21 protein-coding genes are annotated in these 20,019 nt (G+C 61.3%); 8 read left to right on the forward strand and 13 right to left on the reverse strand.

Translation table 11 applies throughout. From position 1 onward, the window contains the following. Positions 1-85 precede the first annotated feature (85 nt). The 3 genes from CLV41_RS04110 (at position 86) to CLV41_RS04120 (ending at position 1,362) form a co-directional block, all read left to right on the forward strand. On the forward strand, positions 86-439 hold the full coding sequence (locus tag CLV41_RS04110) for a hypothetical protein (protein WP_235867049.1): 354 nt from the start codon (positions 86-88) through the stop codon (positions 437-439). Positions 440-494: 55 nt separating this feature from the next. Then, a complete protein-coding gene (locus tag CLV41_RS04115) occupies positions 495-824 on the forward strand; it encodes a hypothetical protein (RefSeq protein WP_103220956.1) in 330 nt (109 codons plus the stop codon). Positions 825-1,104: 280 nt separating this feature from the next. After that, on the forward strand, positions 1,105-1,362 hold the full coding sequence (locus tag CLV41_RS04120; protein WP_146048497.1) for a hypothetical protein: 258 nt from the start codon (positions 1,105-1,107) through the stop codon (positions 1,360-1,362). A 181-nt stretch (positions 1,363-1,543) separates the two neighbouring features. On the opposite strand, the gene pheT is transcribed toward CLV41_RS04120, so the two are convergent. The 4 genes from pheT to CLV41_RS04145 form a co-directional block, all read right to left on the reverse strand. Continuing rightward, a complete protein-coding gene (pheT, locus tag CLV41_RS04125; RefSeq protein ID WP_103220958.1) occupies positions 1,544-3,961 on the reverse strand; it encodes a phenylalanine--tRNA ligase subunit beta in 2,418 nt (805 codons plus the stop codon). 58 nt (positions 3,962-4,019) lie between these two features. Beyond that, positions 4,020-4,673, reverse strand: coding sequence for a phenylalanyl-tRNA synthetase subunit alpha (locus CLV41_RS04130; RefSeq protein ID WP_103220959.1), 654 nt, complete (start codon positions 4,671-4,673; stop codon positions 4,020-4,022). A 30-nt stretch (positions 4,674-4,703) separates the two neighbouring features. After that, positions 4,704-5,786 carry a phenylalanine--tRNA ligase subunit alpha gene (pheS, locus tag CLV41_RS04135; protein ID WP_103220960.1) on the reverse strand — a complete coding sequence of 361 codons (1,083 nt, stop codon included), beginning with the start codon at positions 5,784-5,786 and terminating at the stop codon, positions 4,704-4,706. A 523-nt stretch (positions 5,787-6,309) separates the two neighbouring features. Beyond that, the gene (locus tag CLV41_RS04145) at positions 6,310-7,227 is read right to left on the reverse strand and encodes a LysR substrate-binding domain-containing protein (RefSeq protein WP_103220962.1); all 918 of its coding nucleotides are present in this window, start codon (positions 7,225-7,227) and stop codon (positions 6,310-6,312) included. 134 nt (positions 7,228-7,361) lie between these two features. Between CLV41_RS04145 and CLV41_RS27710 the strand changes: the two genes are divergently transcribed. The 3 genes from CLV41_RS27710 to CLV41_RS04155 all read left to right on the forward strand — a co-directional run bounded on the left by CLV41_RS27710 (position 7,362) and on the right by CLV41_RS04155 (position 8,653). Continuing rightward, positions 7,362-7,499, forward strand: coding sequence for a hypothetical protein (locus CLV41_RS27710; protein WP_170107108.1), 138 nt, complete (start codon positions 7,362-7,364; stop codon positions 7,497-7,499). Positions 7,500-7,694: 195 nt separating this feature from the next. Further along, positions 7,695-8,057: a MerR family transcriptional regulator gene (locus CLV41_RS04150; RefSeq protein WP_103220963.1), complete on the forward strand. Its 363-nt coding sequence runs from the start codon at positions 7,695-7,697 to the stop codon at positions 8,055-8,057. Next, the gene (locus tag CLV41_RS04155) at positions 8,054-8,653 is read left to right on the forward strand and encodes a short chain dehydrogenase (protein WP_103220964.1); all 600 of its coding nucleotides are present in this window, start codon (positions 8,054-8,056) and stop codon (positions 8,651-8,653) included. Before CLV41_RS04150 ends, CLV41_RS04155 begins: the two co-directional genes overlap by 4 nt. 16 nt (positions 8,654-8,669) lie before the next feature. On the opposite strand, the gene CLV41_RS28055 is transcribed toward CLV41_RS04155, so the two are convergent. Further along, complete coding sequence (locus tag CLV41_RS28055) at positions 8,670-9,248, reverse strand: PhnA domain-containing protein (protein WP_103220965.1); 579 nt, start codon at positions 9,246-9,248, stop codon at positions 8,670-8,672. Between the two features lie 346 nt (positions 9,249-9,594). After that, the gene (gene lepA, locus CLV41_RS04165; RefSeq protein WP_103220966.1) at positions 9,595-11,400 is read right to left on the reverse strand and encodes a translation elongation factor 4; all 1,806 of its coding nucleotides are present in this window, start codon (positions 11,398-11,400) and stop codon (positions 9,595-9,597) included. Positions 11,401-11,654: 254 nt separating this feature from the next. Between lepA and CLV41_RS04170 the strand changes: the two genes are divergently transcribed. Next, on the forward strand, positions 11,655-12,173 hold the full coding sequence (locus tag CLV41_RS04170) for a GNAT family N-acetyltransferase (RefSeq protein ID WP_103220967.1): 519 nt from the start codon (positions 11,655-11,657) through the stop codon (positions 12,171-12,173). Positions 12,174-12,501: 328 nt separating this feature from the next. Here CLV41_RS04170 and CLV41_RS04175 read toward each other — a convergent pair whose 3' ends face one another. The 4 genes from CLV41_RS04175 to CLV41_RS04185 form a co-directional block, all read right to left on the reverse strand. Continuing rightward, on the reverse strand, positions 12,502-13,458 hold the full coding sequence (locus tag CLV41_RS04175) for a homocysteine S-methyltransferase family protein (protein WP_103221528.1): 957 nt from the start codon (positions 13,456-13,458) through the stop codon (positions 12,502-12,504). Positions 13,459-13,476: 18 nt separating this feature from the next. Next, positions 13,477-13,602, reverse strand: a complete 126-nt coding sequence (locus tag CLV41_RS28275; protein ID WP_268952600.1) for a hypothetical protein — start codon at positions 13,600-13,602, stop codon at positions 13,477-13,479. Between the two features lie 57 nt (positions 13,603-13,659). Beyond that, positions 13,660-14,676: a penicillin-insensitive murein endopeptidase gene (gene mepA / locus CLV41_RS04180; protein WP_103221529.1), complete on the reverse strand. Its 1,017-nt coding sequence runs from the start codon at positions 14,674-14,676 to the stop codon at positions 13,660-13,662. Positions 14,677-14,816: 140 nt separating this feature from the next. Continuing rightward, complete coding sequence (locus tag CLV41_RS04185) at positions 14,817-15,902, reverse strand: patatin-like phospholipase family protein (protein ID WP_103220968.1); 1,086 nt, start codon at positions 15,900-15,902, stop codon at positions 14,817-14,819. Between the two features lie 293 nt (positions 15,903-16,195). On the opposite strand from CLV41_RS04185, the gene CLV41_RS04190 reads away from it, so the two are divergent. Beyond that, a complete protein-coding gene (locus CLV41_RS04190) occupies positions 16,196-17,239 on the forward strand; it encodes a M42 family metallopeptidase (RefSeq protein ID WP_103220969.1) in 1,044 nt (347 codons plus the stop codon). 143 nt (positions 17,240-17,382) lie between these two features. Here the strand turns inward: CLV41_RS04190 and CLV41_RS04195 are convergent, their stop codons facing one another. From CLV41_RS04195 to CLV41_RS04205, 3 genes are all read right to left on the reverse strand, one after another. After that, the gene (locus CLV41_RS04195; protein ID WP_103220970.1) at positions 17,383-17,961 is read right to left on the reverse strand and encodes a hypothetical protein; all 579 of its coding nucleotides are present in this window, start codon (positions 17,959-17,961) and stop codon (positions 17,383-17,385) included. A gap of 136 nt (positions 17,962-18,097) precedes the next feature. Further along, positions 18,098-18,772, reverse strand: coding sequence for an alpha/beta hydrolase (locus CLV41_RS04200; RefSeq protein WP_103220971.1), 675 nt, complete (start codon positions 18,770-18,772; stop codon positions 18,098-18,100). A 4-nt stretch (positions 18,773-18,776) separates the two neighbouring features. Next, a complete protein-coding gene (locus CLV41_RS04205; protein ID WP_103220972.1) occupies positions 18,777-20,009 on the reverse strand; it encodes a TCR/Tet family MFS transporter in 1,233 nt (410 codons plus the stop codon). Positions 20,010-20,019: the final 10 nt, after the last annotated feature.

A 20,019-nucleotide genomic window follows, 5' to 3' on the forward strand; every position in this document is an offset into this window, starting at 1 on the left:
AACACCTGAAACTTCGCCGGAGCGGCTTGACTATGCGCCGATAGACGCCATCTCGCTGTCAGGACCAATGAACCGGGAAATGCATATGAGCCAGCAGCACAAAAGACCGCTTGCCGGAAAAGGCAGAACCAGAACAGGCAGACTGGGATTGATGGCCGTCGCAGGTGCGGCGCTTGCCTTGTCGGCCGTGCAGCCCGCCATGGCGCAGTCGGGACGGCCGGACACACGGTCGATGACCTGCGCACAGGTTCAGGCTCTCATCAGCCAGCGCGGCGGCGTGGTGTTGAGCACCGGCCAGCATACGTTCGACCGCTACGTGGCGAACCGCAATTTCTGCCAGCACGGAGAAATTCTCAAACGCGATTACGTGCCGACCAGAGACAACAACAGGTGCTATGTCCAAAGATGTGCCAACAATCAGCCGTTTTATTTCGACTGAATGAGCTGATTGCCCGCGGACCCCGGGGCCACCTGAGATCGGGAGGGACTTGCAGATGAACGCAATGGTCAGGACGGTTTTCCGGAAGCTGCCGGTGCTGGCGGCTGCGGGAGTCTTTTTCCTTCAGCCCGGCCTCCTGCAGGTGCAGGCACAGTCCGCACGGCCCGATACCCGCTCCATGACCTGCGCGCAGGCGCAGGCCATGGTCAAGCAGCGGGGTACGATTGTCATGTCTACTGGGCCGACGACATATGAAACCTTTGTCGCCGACGCCCGCTATTGCGTTCCGCGCGCAAGTTCGGTCCGGGCACGATTTGCACCGACGAAAGACAATGCAAAATGTCCGGTCGGCAACAGATGCTACCAGAACCGGAACAATCGCTGATCGATCTCGAAATGCCAGAACGGCGGGGGTTCAAGTTGGCGGGCCGTCTTGCCGGTGTCAGAAAGTTTTCCTGCAAAGGTTCTAATGGTTTGCCGCACAGGCTATTGCAAATGGACCCCGTTTCACAAATATGAAACAAGAAGTGCCTAGAGCACTTTTGTTAAATAAATTTGCCTGAAATCTCAGGAAAGGCCTTGCGATGAACGCGAATAATAGCAAGAAACAACTGTCAATTGCAGGTCTTGCAGTCAGTTCCGGACTGTTTTGCGCTGCGTTGTTCTTGACTTTTCTGTCCGCCGAAGCGCAGACCCGGCGGCAACCCGACACCACAGAGCTGACCTGCGCGCAAACGCAGGCGCTGATCGACAAGTTCGGCGCGATCAATCTGAAATCGGGTCCGTACAAGTTCGACCGCTACGTGTCGGGCAGGAACCAGTGCGTTTCGGCCGGCAGAGTGGTCAGGACCACATACGTGCCGACCCAGGACGATTCCAGCTGCCCGGTTAAGATCTGCGCGGAACAGGGACAGCAACAATAGCCAGGGCCACACCACCTTCAATAAATAAGAACCCATTCGATGGCTTGTTTATTGAAGGTGATATTACGGGGCCACATTCGGGCGATTGCGAGCAGTACCTGACGAAAATTCAACTGCCCGCGTCAAGCATCCACCGCACGGATTTGTCCGCGCGGCGTCTGATCACTCGATAGTCCGGCAATCAGCCCCGCAGGGTGCCGCCGGTCGCTTTTTCGACATTGGCGATGATCCGGGCTGAAACGGCATCGATCTCCTCGTCCGTCAGGGTCTTCTGACGCGGCTGCAGGATGACGTCGATGGCGACGGATTTCCGGTCTTCCGGAACGCCCTTGCCTTCGTAGATGTCGAACAGCGTGACTTCGGAAATCAGGGTCTTCTCCGCTCCGCGCGCCGCTTTGAGGAGCGTTTCCGCAGATATGTCCCTGGCAACGAGGAAGGCAAAGTCGCGCCGCACCGGCATGAGGCCGCTTGCGTTCAGCGCGCCCCTGGACCGGTTGCCCTTGCCCTTGGGCTGCGGCAGGGCATCGAGATAAATCTCGAATGCGGCCAGCGGGCCTTCGATATCCAGCATGGCGAGCGTGCGCGGGTGAATTTCCCCAAACACGGCGAGCGTGTTTTTCGGACCGAGCTTCAGGCAGCCGGACCGGCCCGGATGGAAGGTTGCCGGGGCATCCGCGACGACCTGGAGCTTGTCGACCGGTGCGCCGATTGCCGCAAGTGCGGCTTCAGCGTCGGCCCTGACGTCGAAAACATCCACATCGCCGGAGGCGCCCGACCAGTGACGTCCGGCGCCCTGCAGCTTCGCCGTGCCGCGGCGCACGCCCGCGGCGACCATCTTCTGGCCGTCCGGCGTGTCGTCCTCGAACACCTGACCGATTTCGAAAAGGGCGACATCCCCGAAGCCGCGGTCGGCGTTGCGCTGCGCAGCCGCCAGAAGGCCCGGCAGCAGGCTCGGACGCATGTCCGACATTTCGTGGGAGATAGGATTGGCCAGAGCCAGCGCGGCGTTGCCGCCGCCGAAAAGCTCCGCCTGGTCCCTGGCGATGAACGACCAGGTGACCGCCTCGTTGAAGCCCCGGGCGGCAAGCGCGCGCCGGGATTTACCACGGCGGATCTGGCTGGTGGTCAGCACCTTCTGTCCCACGGTGCCCTGTCGCGGCAACGGCGTGAGCGGAACCCGGTCGAGCCCGATGATGCGCACGACCTCCTCCACGAGATCGGCCTTGCCTTCGATGTCGGGCCGCCAGCTCGGCGCGGCGACCCTGACCGTGTCACCGGCCCCCGAAATCCAGAACCCGAGGGATTTCAGGACGACATTGGCTTCCGCGTGCGAGAGTTCTACGCCCGACAGCCGCCGGATTTCCGAATAGGGGAAATCGATGATGTTGCTGCTCTCGGGAACCGAACCGGCCTGGATCGCCTCGGAGGCCTCGCCCCCGCACAGGTCCAGCACCATGCGCGTGGCGTATTCCAGTCCCGGCATCATGTAGTCCGGATCGACACCGCGCTCGAAGCGGTATCGGGCGTCCGTGTTGATGCCGAGTTTGCGTCCGGTTGATGCGATGTCGTCCTCGTCCCACAGGGCCGATTCGATCAGCACGTTGACGGTCTCTCCGGTGCAGCCGGACGGCACGCCGCCGAGTATGCCGCCGAGGCTCTCGATACCGTTGTCGTCGGAAATCACGCAGATCGTCTCGTCGACTTCGTAGGTCTTGCCGTTGAGGCCTTCGAGGGTCTCGCCCCTTTGGCCGCGCCGGACCACGAGATCGCCGCTGACCTTGTCGGCGTCGAAGACGTGCAGCGGCCTTCCCTGGTCGAAGGTGATGTAGTTGGTGATGTCCACGAGGATGTTGATCGGTCTGAGGCCGATGGCCGTCAGCCGGTCCTGCAGCCATTGCGGCGACGGGCCGTTCTTCACGTTCCTGACCATGCGCAGGCCGAACGCCTTGCACATCGCCTTGGTGCCGGCGAAGTCGAGCTTCACGTCGACCGGGCAGGGATAGCTGCCGCGAATCTGCTCGCGAGACCGTTCTTTCAGTTTTCCGAGCCCGGCCGCGGCGAGGTCCCGCGCGATGCCGTGGACGCCCGTGCAATCGGGGCGGTTCGGGGTCAGGCCGATTTCGATGACAGGCTCGTCCAGTCCCGCCCATTCGGCGTAGCTCATGCCGACGGGCGCGTCTTCGGGCAGATCGATGATGCCGTCGTGCTCTTCGGAGAGTTCCAGTTCGCGCTCCGAACACATCATGCCGAAGCTTTCCACGTCGCGGATCTTGCCGACCGACAGGGTGATGTCGAGGCCCGGGACATAATCGCCCGGCTGGCCGAGCACACCGACGAGGCCGGCTCGGGCATTGGGGGCGCCGCAGACGATCTGGACAGGGTCGCCTTCGCCGGTATCGACCTTCAGGACGCGCAGGCGGTCCGCGTTCGGATGCTGCTCGGCCTCCAGCACCTTGGCGATGCGGAAGGGCTTCAGACGGTCGGCGCGGTTGGTGACCTCTTCCACTTCCAGCCCGATCATCGTGAGGCGTTCCACGATCTCCTCCAGGCCGGCATCGGTGTCCAGGTGCTCCTTGAGCCAGGAAAGGGTGAATTTCATGAGTGTTGCTCTTTATCGGTCGTGCAGCGCATGTGCGCGCGAAACTGGTGAAACGAGGTTAGTTGCTGAACCGGTCCAGCTCGGGAATGATCGTGGCCTGACCGTAGCTTTGGGCGAACCGGCGGCCGATATCGGAGAGGTCCTGCGTCCAGAAACGCACCATTTCCGGGGTGATCTGCTGTCCGGTGGCAATCGCCTGGGCCGCTTCCGTTTCAATCCGGTCCCGCAGGATGCCGAGCTCGAACTGGGCGGAATATTCGGCCCTGTATTTGCCCAGCCAGCCCATGGCGACAATCGCCACCATCACCAGAACCGCGGCGCTGCTGGTGAGGCCGGCCCATTTGGCCGTGCCGCCGATACGCCGGTCGCTGGCGATCAGCACGATGGAAGCGATGGTCAGGAAAGCGACGATATAGATCGCCTGCAGAAAGCTCTGGTATTTTTCCGCCGAACTTGCCTCATGTCCTGCCCGCAGCCGGGTGATGCGGTCGCGCAGATAAAGCAGGGCATCGGCTTCCGTGCCCAGCTTGTCGCGGAAATAGGTGTCGCAAAACCGCAAACGGCCCCGGCTTTCGATCTTTTCGGCGCAGGCCTCGAGAAACGATGTCGGTGTCGCGACACGGCTTTCCTGATCCGCGGTCTGGGCCGCCACCGGCAGGATGGCGGCGAGCGACAGAGCGGCAACAAAAAATAAGCGGGTCAGCAGTGACATGGGTATACGCCCCCTTGAAGGTCCGGACGGTTAACTGGACAACCCGCCGAACAGCGTCGGCAGGTCGAGAGGGCGGAAGCCGTAATGCTGGATCCAGCGCACATCCGCGTCGAAGAACGCCCTGAGATCCGGCATGCCGTATTTCAGCATGGCGATCCGGTCGATCCCCATGCCCCAGGCAAAGCCCTGATAGACGTCCGGATCGAGGCCGCAATTGCGGATGACATTGGGGTGCACCATGCCGCAGCCGAGAATTTCCAGCCAGTCTTCCCCCTGGCCGATCTTCACTTCGCCACCCGAGCGGTCGCATTGGATGTCCACTTCCATCGACGGCTCGGTGAACGGGAAGAAGCTCGGACGGAAACGCATCTTGACGTCGTCGACTTCGAAGAAGGCCTTGCAGAATTCCCTGAGCACCCATTTCAGGTGGCCGAAATGGCTCTCCTTGTCGATGACGAGCCCTTCCACCTGATGGAACATCGGCGTGTGGGTCTGGTCGCTGTCGCAGCGATAGGTGCGGCCCGGGATGATCACGCGGATCGGCGGCTCCTGTGTGCGCATGGTGCGGATCTGCACCGGCGAGGTATGGGTGCGCAGCAGCAGGCGTTCGCCGTCTTCCTTCGGATTGAAGAAGAACGTGTCGTGCATTTCGCGCGCCGGATGGCCTTCGGGAAAGTTCAGCGCGGTGAAGTTCAGTTCATCGGTTTCGATATCCGGGCCTTCCGCGATGGAAAAGCCCATATCCGCGAAGATCGCCGTAAGTTCGTCGATCACCTGGCTGACCGGGTGGATCCTTCCGGTTTCCGCCGGCGACGGGCGCAGCGGCAGGGTGATGTCGACCTTTTCACCGGCAAGGCGGGCTTCCAGCGCGGCTTCCGCCAGAACATCCTTGCGGGCGGAAATGGCCTCGGTGATCTTCGCTTTCAGGCCATTGAGGGCAGGGCCCATCACCTGGCGTTCTTCCGGGGTCATCTTGCCGAGCGTTTTCATCTGCTCGGAAATGGACCCCTTCTTGCCGAGGGCATTGACCCGGAGCTCTTCCAGGGCGGCTTCGCTCGCCGCATTTTCAATGGCTGCCAGAAGATCGGATTCAAGAGTATCGAGATTTGACATGCGTGCTCAGATGGTTCGCGCGCGGCGCGCGCATTAAGTCGAAACAGAAAGTCCGGGTCTTTTAGCGAATAATCGCGGACATTGCCACGGCCTCAGCCGCATTATTGCGTGAGACCCCACGATGAGGAAAAGCGCTGGAAATGAAGCGCATAAGAGCGTGTTGTGTTTAAGCGGATTCATGGTTTCAGGAAGACGCCCGAGGCAGCGTTTACTTTGCAAATGTGTTCGGGCGATTTTCTGAATTCAATTTAACGCAACATGCTCCAGCGCCTAAATCGTCCGCAGGCAGGACCCTGCGACGCCATGAGGCGCGCACCATCGTCCATCGGGCGCATTGCGCTCCGGTCCAGACCGGAATGGCGGATATGTGCGGTGCTGCAGGTCATGGCGGTCAATTTACTGTATGGCCGGGAGAAGGCAAGCGGAAATGAAACGCGGGCTTCAAAGGTATTCGCCGCCCTTTTCAGCCGCGACATGTTTTGCTGAAAAGCATAGGTTTGTCAGCGCGAAGGACGCATTCCTGTCACGTCACCACCACGTCCGCACCCTTCGGCCGTCCGATGGAGGTCTGCAGTTCTTTTTTCAGCCATGAGCCAAAGGCCTGCTTGGCTTTTGTCTTCGGCGCGTTCCGGCCGCTGATCAGCCAGTAGGCCATGCCTGTCGCGGGGCGTTCGGGGAAAGGGGAGATCACCTGGCCGCAATTCACCGCGTAGACGGCGAGTGTCTCCCAGGCGAGAAAGACGCCCTGGCCGGCGATGGCCGCGTCGAGACACAGCGACCCGTCGGAGAATGTCGGGCCGCACCGCAGAATGCTCTCGTCCAGTCCGAAGAGATCCAGCCAGCTCTTCCAGGAAAACATCTGTCCCGGATCGTGGATGATCGGCAGTTTGCCGATATCCTTCGGCTCCCTGATCTTCTCGGCAAGTGCCGGACTGCACACCGGGAAGACCCGCTGGTTCAGCAGCTTGTCCGCATTGACGCCCGGATAGGGGCCGCGTCCGACGCGGATGCAAAGATCCACGTCCGACGCATCCGGATCGACCAGATCGACCGTCGCCTCCACACGAACCCGGATGCCGGGATGCGCCTTGCTGAAGTTCTTTATGTGCCAGACCAGCCATTTGCCCGCGAAGACAGGGGCGACCGAGATCGTTAGCGCATCTTCCCTGCCGCGCTGCGTGGTGGCCACCGCGGTGGAGAGCGACGTCATGGCGGAGGTCAGATGCGGCTGCATCGCAAGGATATGGGCGGTCGGAAGAAGCAACCTGTTCTGCCGTTCGAAAAGCTGCACGCCGAGCTGTGCTTCCGTCTTCTGGACCTGCTGGCTGACGGCGCCGACAGTGACGCCGAGTTCTTCCGCCGCCGCCTTGACAGAGCCGAGACGGGCGACGGCTTCCACCGCCCGGAGGCCGGACATATGAATGCGGTTCAGGTTTTTCATTATAGCTAAGCTAAACCGATTTGCAGAAGAAGTCGATTTATATCGCCAGAAAGGTAGCCTAAATACAAAGCATAGCTAAATTCAACAAGAGGGATTTGGCGATGAGAAGAACAATAATAAGGAGACTGAAAGTCATGTTGAAACTGTTTTTGCGCCGCCAGTTGACCGCCAGACCGGCATCCGCTTACGACCGCACCGATCCGCTGTCCCATCCGGCGATCCAGCGCATGAGCCAGCGCGAACTGGCCGACCTGCCGTTGAACCGGCACTGACGAGATCCTGACCGGCTTTTGGGCCGGTCGAAAGCGTTCCCTGTAACGATACCTTTCGGTGTGAAACCGATCGGGTGGAATTGGTAAAATCAGAAAACGGCGCCGGCGTCCCCGGCGCCGTTTCTGTTTGCAGGCCTTGACTTGGAGTGACTCCAGACCTGTAGGGTCGTAACCACGACATGCGAGCGAGGGCCAATGCGAATTTCTGAAGCCTCCACGAAAAGCGGCCTGAGCGCCGACACCATCCGGTTTTACGAGAAATCGGGAATCGTTCCTCCGATTGAGAGAGGTCCGGAAGGATTGCGCCGCTTTTCGCCTGAAAACATCGAGTGGCTCACCCTGCTTTACTGGCTCCGCAAGACCGGCATGCCGATGAAGGAAATGCAGCGGTTCGCATTGTTTTACCGGCAGGGAGAGGCAACCGTTCCGCAGCGCAGAAATCTGCTTTTGAAACATGAACAGCGCCTGCGGGAACGCAGGGCCGACCTCGTCAGATGCGAGGAGGTACTCGCTTACAAGCTTGCGGCGTATGACAGGATCGAGGGAAAACAATCATGAAAATTATCGTAGTCGGCGCCGCGGGAGCGATCGGTCAGGCGGTCTGCGCCGAACTGGCTCCCCGGCATGACATCATCACCGCCGGACGCTCTTCCGGGGATATCCGTGTCGATCTGGCGGATCGGGCAAGCATCGAGGCGATGTACCGGACCGCCGGGTCGGTGGACGCTGTCGTCTGCGCCGCGGGGGAAGTCGAATTTGGCCGGCTTGCCGAAATGACCGGAGAAAAATATCTGTTCGGGCTGAAGAACAAGGTTCTCACACAGATCAATCTGGTGCTGGCCGGATTGAACGTGCTGACGAATGGCGGATCGTTCACCCTGACGAGCGGTATCCTCGACCGGGAGCCTGTCCGGGAGGGTTCCGGATCAGCGACCGCCAACGGCGCGCTTGCCGGTTTCGTCAAGGCGGCGGCCATCGATATGCCGCGCGGCCTGCGCATCAACGTGGTCAGCCCCGGCCTGCTTCAGGTATCAGCGGAAAGATACGGCGCCATCTTTCCCGGCCATGATCCCGTCTCTTCACGCCGTGTCGGTCTCGCTTATGCCAAATGCATTGAAGGTGCCGCGACAGGGCAGATGGTGCCGGTGGACTGAAACCGGAACGTCCGGCTCAGGACTTCTTCACGAATTCCGTCAGGATGACGATCCGCTGGTCGTTCACCCGGCCTTCAATATGTGACGGGTTGTCGGCAACAAGGGCGATATTGCGCACGGCCGTGCCGCGCTTGGCCGTGAAGCCGGCACCCTTGACCTTCAGGTCCTTGATCAGGGTCACGGTATCGCCGGACGAAAGGACGGCGCCATGGGTATCCTTGTGCACCACACCGGTGTCTTCGCCAATGTCGGCGGTCTGGAGGCCGGCCTTTGCCCAGGCAAGAACCTCGTCCTCCAGGTAAAGCATGTCCAGCAGATCCCGGGCCCAGCTCTCGTCCGGCATTCTGGCGAGCACACGGTACGCGGTGACCTGCACCGGCGGAACCTGGCTCCACGCGGTTTCGTTCAGGCAATGCCAGTGGGTCGGGTCGATGTCCTTCGTACCGGAGATCTGATCCGTACAATCGGTGCAGGCGAGGATCGCCATATCCGCGCTGCCGTCCGCCTGCGGACCGACTTCCAGCATTGCCGGCGCCTGTGTGGAGCCGCAGAGTTCGCAGGCGTTGCCGGCGCGTTCACGGAGAGTCTGCTCCATGGTATTTCCTTACTTTGTCGTCCGTAAGCCCTACAGGCCCAATGCAATAGCCGATGTCAGCCAACTCGACGGCGCTTCGCGCCTTACACTCGCGTGCGTCCGGAGCTCGCGAAGGTCCTCTGGACCTTCACGTCGGGCAAAGCCCGACCGCATTTGCCCGCTCGACGGTGCTACGCACCTTACACTCGCGTGCGTTCGAAGCTCGCGAAGGTCCACTGGACCTTCACGTCGGGCAAAGCCCGACCGCATTTGCCCGCTCGACGGTGCTACGCACCTTACACTCGCGTGCGTTCGGAGCTCGCGAAGGTCCACTGGACCTTCACGTCGGGCAAAGCCCGACCGCTTCTCACTCATCCATCTTCAATGCCTGGATAAAGGCTTCCTGAGGGATTTCGACCTTGCCGAACTGGCGCATCTTCTTCTTGCCGGCCTTCTGCTTTTCCAGCAGTTTTCGTTTACGCGTGGCGTCGCCGCCGTAGCATTTGGCGGTCACGTCCTTGCGCAGGGCAGAAATGGTTTCGCGGGCGATGACCCGTCCGCCGATGGCGGCCTGGATCGGGATCTTGAACATGTGCCTCGGGATCAGCTCTTTCAGCTTCTCGCACATGGCGCGGCCACGGCGATCCGCCTGGCTGCGGTGCACGAGCATGGAGAGCGCGTCCACCGGTTCGTCATTCACCAGGATCGACATCCTGACCAGGTCGCCCGCCCGGTAGTCGGAGATCTGGTAGTCGAAGGAGGCGTAGCCCTTGGAGATCGATTTCAGCCGGTCGTAGAAGTCGAAGACCACCTCGTTGAGCGGCAGGTCATAGGCCACCAGGGCGCGCGAGCCGACATAGGAGAGGTCCACCTGGACACCGCGGCGCTCCTGGCAAAGCTTGAGGATGCCGCCCAGATAGTCGTCCGGCGTCATGATCGTCGCCCGGATCCACGGTTCGCGGATCTCGGTGATCTTGACCACGTCCGGCATGTCCGCCGGGTTGTGCAGGTCGATGTCCGATCCGTCCGTCAGCGACATCTGATAGACGACGGACGGCGCGGTGGCGATCAGATCGAGGTCGAATTCGCGGTAAAGCCGTTCCTGGATGATTTCCAGGTGCAGGAGACCCAGGAAGCCGCAACGGAATCCGAAGCCGAGCGCCGCGGAAGTCTCCATTTCGAAGGAGAAACTGGCATCGTTGAGACGCAGCTTGCCCATGGCGGCGCGCAGGTCGTCAAAGTCGTTGGCATCGACCGGAAACAGGCCGCAGAACACCACCGGCTGGGCCGGCTTGAAGCCCGGCAGCGCCTCGGCGCAGGGCTTTTTCTCCAGCGTGATGGTATCGCCGACACGGGTGTCGGCCACTTCCTTGATCGAGCCGGTGATCACGCCGATTTCTCCGGCATGCAACTCGTCCACCTGCAGGAATTTGGGGGTCATGACGCCGACACGGTCGACGTCATAGGCGGCGCCGGTTCTCATCATCTTGATCTTCTGGCCCTTCTTCAGGGAGCCGTTGATGACGCGCACCAGAACCATGACGCCGAGATAGGTGTCGTACCAGCTGTCGACCAGCATCGCCTTCAGCGTGTCGTCCGGGTCGCCCTTCGGCGCCGGCAGCTTGTGGACGATCGCTTCCAGGACGTCCTCGACGCCGAGGCCGGTCTTGGCGGAGATCATGCAGGCCTCGGAGGCATCGATGCCGATCACGTCCTCGATCTGTTCCTTGATCCGCTCCGGTTCGGCCGCGGGCAGGTCGATCTTGTTGAGGACCGTGACGATCTCGTGATTGTTGTCGATGGCCTGGTACACATTGGCCAGCGTCTGGGCTTCCACGCCCTGCGAGGCGTCGACCACCAGCAGCGAGCCTTCGCAGGCCGCAAGCGAGCGGGAGACCTCGTAGGCGAAGTCGACATGGCCCGGCGTGTCGATCAGGTTCAGCGTATATTGCTGACCGTCCTTGGCGGTGTAGATCAGCCGCACGGTCTGGGCCTTGATCGTGATGCCGCGTTCGCGCTCGATATCCATCGAATCGAGAACCTGTGCGGTCATTTCGCGGTCGGTCATCGTCCCGGTCATCTGGATCAGCCGGTCAGCCAGCGTCGACTTGCCGTGATCGATATGGGCCACGATGGAAAAATTGCGGATGTTGGAAAGTGTCTTCGTCGTCATGGCCGCCCGTTTACCACCGCTTTTTGATTTCGACCAGTGAATTGCGCGCGCCGGAGGCCGAAATCGGCTGGTTTTGAAGCAAAATATGGCTATTCGAACGGGGGCGAGGCGCTGGCCGCCGGTTAGCCGGGGTCAGGGAGCAAAAGCACCACGATAGCGCTGGGCCCGGTTCCCATCTTTTTACGTTGACCGCTATTAAAGCGACCGGAAAGGTGTGTTAGCGGTAAATTGATAAAATTAACTAGGAAGAGTTCATGAACGTCCGTGATGCCGCCCCGAAGGACATTCCAGCCATTCTGGCCATTTATAACCGCGCGATTCGGGAAACCACGGCCGCCTGGACGAACCGGGAGGAGACCCTCGACGACAGGTTGACGTGGTTCGAAGGCCGGAAGAAGGAGGGGCTGCCGGTGCTGGTCGCCGAGAATGACAAGGGCGAGGTTCTTGCATTTGCCAGCTTCGGCCCGTTTCGTCCCCGCGAAGGCTATCGGTTCACGGCGGAACACACGGTCTATGTCGACCCGAAGGCCCAGCGTCAGGGCGTTGCCTTCGCCTTGCTCTCTCAGCTGATCGATATCGCCGGCGCGAAAGGCCTCCATCTGCTGCTCGGTGTCATCGACGGGGAAAACGCGGCTTCCATCGCCCTGCATGAAAAACTGGGTTTCGAAGTCACCGGCCGTTTGCCGCAAGCCGGCACAAAATTCGGCCGCTGGCTGGATCTGGTGCTGATGACCCTCGTTCTCAACGCGGGGATGCCTGCACCTAAAAAATGAGCGGATGAAACGGAGTTTCCCGGTTTGTGGAAGGCCCGGCCGGGAAGGGGCAGGCAAGACCAGACTGCTGACAAACCTAATTTCGTCATTCTGGACAAGTGAGACGCAAGTCGAACGCCGATCCGGAATCCAGACGTATTCTGCGCCGTAGGCGCGCTTTAAATGAATAATTGCAAGATATTATTTTGGTTCGGCGCTCGCTCCCGCTCGCCCTTATGCGCTGGGTTCCGGATCTGCGCGCAGCCTCGCTGCGCTTGTCCGGAATGACAAAGCCGAGGGGGTGTCAACAGTTTGAAGACCCGGCCCGAAGACGGGCCGGGCTCCGGGGTCATGCAGCGGCGCGATTGCCGCAGCAGGTTCCGCTGATCGCGGCAATGTGCCGGTGATCCGTACCGCAGCAGCCGCCGAGCACGCGGACCCAGGGCATATGGTCCAGGATATGGCTGTAGCGCATCGCCAGGTCCTGCGGATCGCCGATGTCCAGTTCCTCTGCCGCGTCCAGCTCCTCGTGGCTCATCCGGGAAGCGTTCGCACGGATGCCGCATATGCGTTTCACCCATGCACCGCCCTGTTCCAGAACCTCACTGAAATGAACCGGGTGCGCGCAGTTGACCATGTAGTAGGCGACGGAATTGCCACTCGCGGCATCCACGGCATCGATCGCGTCGCCGAGGTACTCGCCGGAAGGCAGGCGGCCGTCGGTTTCGACCGTGAAGGAAATCACGCACGGTATCCCGGTAGCCCTGGCGGCAAGCGCAATCCCGGTCGCTTCCGGCACGTTTGTCATCGTGATTGCGGATACCAGGTCCGCACCGCTTTCTTTGAAAACGGCGATCTGGCGCGCATGATAATCTTTGGCATCCGTCGCGCTCATGAGTTCACCGGCAACATAGCCGTCACCGCGCGGACCGATGCAGCCACTGACCACGAAGGGGCTGGCTTCGGTCCGGTATTCGTCAGCCAGCTCGCACAGTGTCTCGATCGCTTTCCTGTTGGCGGCATCCAGCGCGCTTGCCGAATAACCGAGCCTTTCCGCCCAATCTGGATTGGCGCGCCAGGTAGGACTTTCGAGAATGAATCCGGCACCACTGGTAACGGCTGTTTTCGCATAGGGGCGATAGTAATCCTTGAGTCGCTCCCGTCCGCCCGGGGTGCTCAGGAGTGTGAAGGATGCAAAGTGAGGAAGCTCGATGCCGTCAAGAAAAATCAGGCTCGTCTCCATGCCGCCATCGGTGAGGAACATCTGCTCCGATCGATGGGGAAGTATTCCGGGTGTCCTCGTCATATGAAATTCCAATCTGGTTCAAACGATACGGATCTCGATCCGGCGTGCGAAATAAGGCAGCGCGCCGCGAATGTTGTCCGATCCCGCGAGAAGATCCAGAGGTCTCAAGGCCAGGTTGCGTGAATAAAAAAAGGGAAGTGACATCAGTCACACCGGAAACAGGCGATTTCCATAAAAACAGCGCGTTTTCGCTGGTTTTCGTCAGTTCGCCGTCAGAACCGACCGGCAATCCCGCGGCAGCGCGGCCAGGGCCATGGGCCGTTTCTTGACCACTTTCGGCTTTTCACCCGGCTTGGGCGGATTTTTCGGCACCCAGGGTTCGTCCGACAGCCAGTAGGTCAGATTGGCGCCGCAGCCGTCTCCGGGCGGCGGCGGGTTCTGGTTTTTGCAGCCGACACTTCCGGCCGGACAGGAAAGCCGGACATGGAAATGGTAGTGATGGCCCCACCATGGCCGTATCTTGGCCAGCCAGGCGCGGTCGCGGCTTTTCTCGAAATCGCAGAGCGCCTTCTTGATTGTCGGATTGACGAAGATCCGGGCCACACGTTTGTCCGATGCCGCGCGGCGGATCAATCTGGCGTGGGTATCGGTCCATTTCCTCGGGTCCACCCGCCGGTCCGCATTTTTCACGTCCAGCGGGCCGATCAGCATGGAAATCGCCGAGACCTCCTCGCGTTCCTGCCCGCTGAGGCGCCGGCCCGGCATTTGCGTCAGCCAGATATCGGCATCCAGTCCGATCTGGTGGCTGGCATGGCCGGAGGTCATCGGTCCACCGCGCGGCTGCGCCAGATCGCCGACCAGAAGTCCGTTCCAGCCGACCTTGGGCGCATCCTTCGCAAGGTCTTCCAGGTAGTCGATCAGCTCCGGATGACCCCAGTTGCGGTTGCGCGACAGCCGCATGACCTGCCAGGTCGGACCGTCCTTCGGCAGGGCCGCGCCACCCGCGAGGCAGCCCTTGGCATAGGAGCCGATGGACCGGGACTTCAAGGGCGCGGGGCCGTTCGCCGCACCGAAATAGTCTTTGGCCGGAAGCTGGGAATAAAGCACGAGTTCGGGTTTGCTCGCGACATAGCCTTCCGGGACGTCGCGTTTTTTCACCGGCACCGGGATGCCGGCGACAAGCTGCACGCTGGGCGCGAACTCTTCGATGACAATGTCACCCCGGCTTGCGGGCTTGGCAGCGGGCACAGGCGTGACCGCACCGGCATCCGGTGCCATAGCCGCCACCGTCACAAGGGCGGCAATCAGTCCTGCCGATCCCGCGAACGGATGTTTCCAGTTTCTCGATGCTGTTTTCCGCGCTGCCGGATTGCGCATGGTCACCTTGGAACCTCGTGCTTCGCAGATTGCAGATGGTATTACGCAGCATGCACCAATTCGGGCGGCTTCGCATCCGATTCCCGGGCCGTGAGGTGGGTTTTCATCAACTCCGCGATTTCATCCAGAAGAACCGTGTTGTCACGGATCACCCGGTCGGCGGCACCGTTGAGAGCGATGATGTTGCCGGGCCTGGCATTATCCATGGCTTCGGCTTCCGGCGGCAGGGCGGCGTCAAGACGGTGATAGGTTACATTTGGCAGCTCGCCGAACAGGTGACGCGCCTGATAGGAGGCCGTCTGCGATTGTCCGTCCGAGAGGATCGACAGGATGGGCGCGCCCCTGGAAGGCTGCATCCAGCCGAGAGCGCCCCAGCCGACGGCGTCCTTGAAGGGGAACGACCGTTCCGCCGCCCGGCCGCTGCCAAGCGACAGAATGACGATCTCGTCCGCGTCCCAGCCGATCTTGCGTGCCTCCAGATAGGCGGCGATCGCCGGATCGTTCATGAAGACATCGCCGCCGACGAGCGCTTCCTCGCGTTTGCGCGCCAGGTTCTCGACCCTGGCCGGCTCGAAATAGGAGGGCGTGGCGGTCGTCGCGCGCACGGCCTGCCAGAAATAATAGTCATCCGGCCGGCTGCCGTTTTCCTCCAGCCCGTTGGTCATGAAGACAGTGCGCCGCTGCTCGATATCATAGGCGGTCAGCACCAGCCTGGTGAGGCCGCTCGCCATGGACGTCCAGCCGAAGCGTTCCTTCAGCAGCTTTTCCAGCGGGCGGGCGTCGTAGGTTTCATCGAAGAGGCCGAGCGGTCTGGTCACCGCGCGCGCCAGCCGCGCGCTGATCGAATGGGTAAAGATCTCCCGCGCCTCGCGCTCGAAGAAACATCTGAGTTCGGAAATCGTCGCGGCGGCCTCACCGGCCGAACTGCCGGGGCGCGGTGCGCAAAGGCCTGCGGCGATCAGGCCGCCGGTGGAGGTCCCGGCCATCAGATCGAAAACCTTGTGCATCGGTGCCGCGATGCCGCGATGGATCAGCCGGCTCTCCAGGGCCTCGAGCACGCGCAATGGTATCAGGCCGCGCATGCCGCCGCCGTCAATGGAAAGAATGAATCGTTTTTTCTGGGCCATCTCTTGTCCCCGGGTGGTCAAAAAGGAAGGGCTGCGCCTCTTGCGGCAGCAACGGAAACATTTTTATCTTTCCCTGATTGTTTGCCCGCAATTGCGACGCGGCAATGGCAAAGCGCAAAACTACGGTCGGTTTATTGAAAAATCGGCGAGCAGGGGGTTAACCGGATCAGGCAAATTTGCTGTTTTTCCGCCAATCGGGAACGGATACCGATGTCCTGCGTCTTCACTCTTTGTCCCGAAGCCGAATTCAGAATAGGATCGGCCGGAATTTACAACCTTCAGCAGGAAGTTCCATGAATATCGATCTCCTCCGCCGTCTTTGCGAAACCCCCGGCGTACCGGGTCACGAGCACCGGGTCCGCGAATTGATCCAGGCAGAAATCAAGGGTCTGTTCGACGAGATCACCGTTGACCCGATGGGCTCGCTGCTTTGCCGCCGCGACAGCCGCAAGGCCCCCAAGAAAGGCGCGCCGCAAAAAGTGATGCTGCTGTGCCATATGGACGAAATCGGCTTCCTGGTCTCCCATGTGACGGACAAGGGTTACGTTCATGTGCAGCCGGTAGGCGGCTTCGACGCGCGCAATCTCTTCTCGCGCCGCGTGCTTGTGTCGACGGACGAAGGCGACTTCAAGGGCGTCATGAACCCCGGCGGCAAGCCTATCCATATTTCCTCACCGGAAGAGCGCAAGAATATCCCGGAACCGAAGGACTTCGTGGTCGATCTCGGCATGGGCGAGAAAGCCAAGGAAATCGTCAAGGTCGGTGACATGGTCACCATGGACGAGCCGCTGATCGAAATCGGCGACAAGGTGGTCTCCAAGGCGCTCGACAACCGCATCGCCTGCTGGCTCGGCATCGAGGCGCTCAAGGGCATCGGCAAGACGAAACATGCCTCGGAAATCCATGTCGCCTTCACCTGCCAGGAGGAAGTCGGTCTGCGCGGCGCGCGCACGGCGTCTTTCGCCATCAAGCCGGATATCGGCCTCGGCATCGACACGACACTGGCCTGCGACACGCCCGGCGTGCCCGATCAGGACCGCACCACGGTGCAGGGGGACGGCTTCGGTCTCCACGTCAAGGATTCCAGCTTCATCGCCGACAGGGAACTGGTGAAACAGTTCGAGGCGCTGGCCGAAAAGGAAAAGATCCCGTTTCAGCGCACCATGCTGGCGGCCGGCGGCCAGGACGGCGCGGCGGCCCAGCAGGCGGCGGCCGGTGCCAAGGCGATCGGCATCGTGGTCGGCACCCGCTACATCCACACGGTGACCGAGATGATCCACAAGGCCGACCTGCAGGCAGCCCTCGACATTCTGGTGGCGTATCTGAAGAAGGCCTGAGCCCGACAGCATCTTTGTGCTGAAGAGTCTTCAGCGATGGAGCGGGAGACGGGCGGCGAATTTCGGAATTCGCGGCCCGTACTTCAAGGTGTTCTTGGTGCCCCCGGAGGATTCGATGCGATGTCCTGTTCCGGAAACCTGCCTCAGGCAAAAAGTCCGGTCAAGTTGGACACCTGATCGCCGCTGCCGGCGTAAAGCTCGCTGACGGAAGCGCTCTGATAGTTGAAGGAGCCACCATCGAATTGGCCTTCGATGGCCGAGGCGTTTGCCGAGCGGGCCGAGAGGCCGGTTGCGCTGTCGTATGACACGCGCTCGTAGGAGACGAATTGCGCGGTGAGCGTCTCGCCGCCGACTTCGGCTTCAATTGTCGTTGTGGAGATCGTCGCGCTTTCATAGGTGATGGAGGGGGACGCGCCGCCATCGTCTTCCCCGAGCGCGGCTTTCAGCTTGCCCGCGGTGTTCTGATAGTCCTCGACCGTCGCAAGGGCACCGTCCTTGTCGTCCTCGTCGCCGTTTTGTTCGGCCTTGCCCTTTTCCACCGCATCCTGAAGCGCCGCGATCACCACGGCGTCTTCTTCGGCCTTCTTGCTGGCAGCTTCAAGAGCGCTGACCACGGGCGCCTTGTCCCCGCCCTGACCCTTGGCATTACCGGACCCGCCATTTGAATAGGAAGCCATAAACAGGCTGGAGCTCTGGGTGGTGGTTTCGATTGAAATCTGCATGACGCTCGGATCCTGGCGAATTCGGACCCGTCCGGCCCGGCAAAAAGACCCTTTCACCATTATGCAAAAAACTTAACAGGCCATTAACTAATGCTCTGGTTCGTTCGTCTGGCATGCTCCGTATCCAGGGTCCGGATCAGGAATGGGCCGAAAAGCTTTTCTCCAGAAAGCGTCCCCCGAGCACCATGCCGCGTTCGTCGATCCCGTGGCCGAGACCGCTGAGCTCATGAAGCGTCGCGGCAACGCCCGCACTGCCGAGCGCCTTGTGCGCGGCTTCGGCGTGGTGGCAGGGCACCACGTCGTCATCCGTTCCGTGAACGATCAGGACCGGGCTTTGGGTATTGATGCCCCTCAGACGATCCACTCCGGGTAGAAGTCCGGAAAAGCCAACAAGAGTGGCCGGAGCGGTCCTTCGGCGGAGACCGCACTGGAACGTCATCATGGCACCCTGGCTGAACCCCACAAGGGCCAGCGCGCTGCCGTCCAGGGAAAGTGCTTTCAGTTCGGCATCCAGAAACCGGTCGAGAACCGGCTGGGCGGCTTCCGCGCCGATCCGGTATTCCGCCGGGGAGCGTTCGCTCAGCGCAAACCACTGGCGGCCGCCGAAGGCTTCGAAGGGCAGGAGCTCGGGCGCGTTCGGGGCGATGAAGGCGGCATCGGGAAGCTGGCCCTGCCAGGCGCGGCCTAAATCGATCAGGTCCGCGCCGTCAGCGCCGTACCCGTGCAGGATGACAACAAGCTGCCGGGCAGGCCCGCCGGAGACAGGCGTCAGACGGGGACCGTCGAGAAGAGGAGGCGGAGGCATGGACATCAAATCACTCTGCAGGTGTTTTTTCCTGAAAGCGCATGAAGGGAAGCGCGATCAGCATGGAAGCCAGGATCAGCAGACCCGCCAGGGCAAAGGGAGCGCCGGGGAAGACAATCGCCGCGTCCGGCCCGGAGAAATAGGCGAAGGTCTGTGTCATCACGAAGGGACTGAGCACCATGGACAGCCCGGCGGCACTGGCGATCAGTCCCTGAAGCTCGCCCTGGGCGTTGTCCGGGACGCGGTTGGACATCAACGCGGTGAATGCGGGTGTCGCCAGCGCGCCCAGGGCGGCGAAGGAAACCAGCGCGTAGACCATCCATCCCTCATCGGCCATCGCGAGACCGGCAAAAGCCAGAAGGTTGGCGCAGAGCCCCAGCAAAAGCGTGCGGCCGGTGCCGAGTTTCGGTTCCAGGACCCGGATCAGATAGCCTTGCACGAATGCGAAGCCGATCCCGACAAACGCAAGCGACATGCCGATGTCGGCCGGGCTCCAGGCGAAGACTTCCTCCACGTAATAGCTCCAAACGGCGGGATAAACGTAATGGGCGATGTCGAACAGGAAGACCGCCAGAAGCAGCGTACGGACCGCGGGATAGGCCCCGATCTGCTTCAGGGCGCCGAAGGGGTTCGCCCGTTTCCACTCGAATTTCCGCCGGTTCTTGTCGTTGAGCGTTTCGGGCAGCATGAAGTAGCCGAACACGAAATTGACCAGCGACAACGCCGCGGCCGCGTAGAACGGCGCACGCGGGCCGTATTCCCCTAAAAAGCCGCCGACAATCGGACCGAACACGAACCCGATACCGAAGGCGGCGCCGACCAGTCCGAAATTCCTGGCGCGCTCGTTCTTCGGCGAGACGTCCGCGATATAGGCGGACGCCGCGGAATAGGTTGCGCCGGAAACACCTGAAAGGGTCCGTCCGGCAAACAGCACAGCAAGACGCCAGGACATCGCCATGATCAGATAGTCCACGGCCATGGTGAACATGGAGACCAGCAGGACAGGACGGCGGCCAAACCGGTCGGACAGGTTGCCGAGGAGAGGGCCGCAGGCGAACTGCATCAGCGCATAGACCACGCTCAAGGCCCCGCCCCAGCGGGCCGCATCGCTCACTGGCAGGGTCGTCAGTTCCCTCAGAAGCGACGGCATGACCGGCATCATCAATCCGATGCCCATCGAGTTGATGGTCAGCGTGACCAGAATGAATGCGAGCGCGCTGCGTTTGGAAAGTGGGGACCGCACCTTGTCTTCC

Source organism: Roseibium marinum (genome assembly GCF_002906165.1).
Taxonomy (GTDB): Bacteria; Pseudomonadota; Alphaproteobacteria; order Rhizobiales; family Stappiaceae; genus Roseibium; species Roseibium marinum.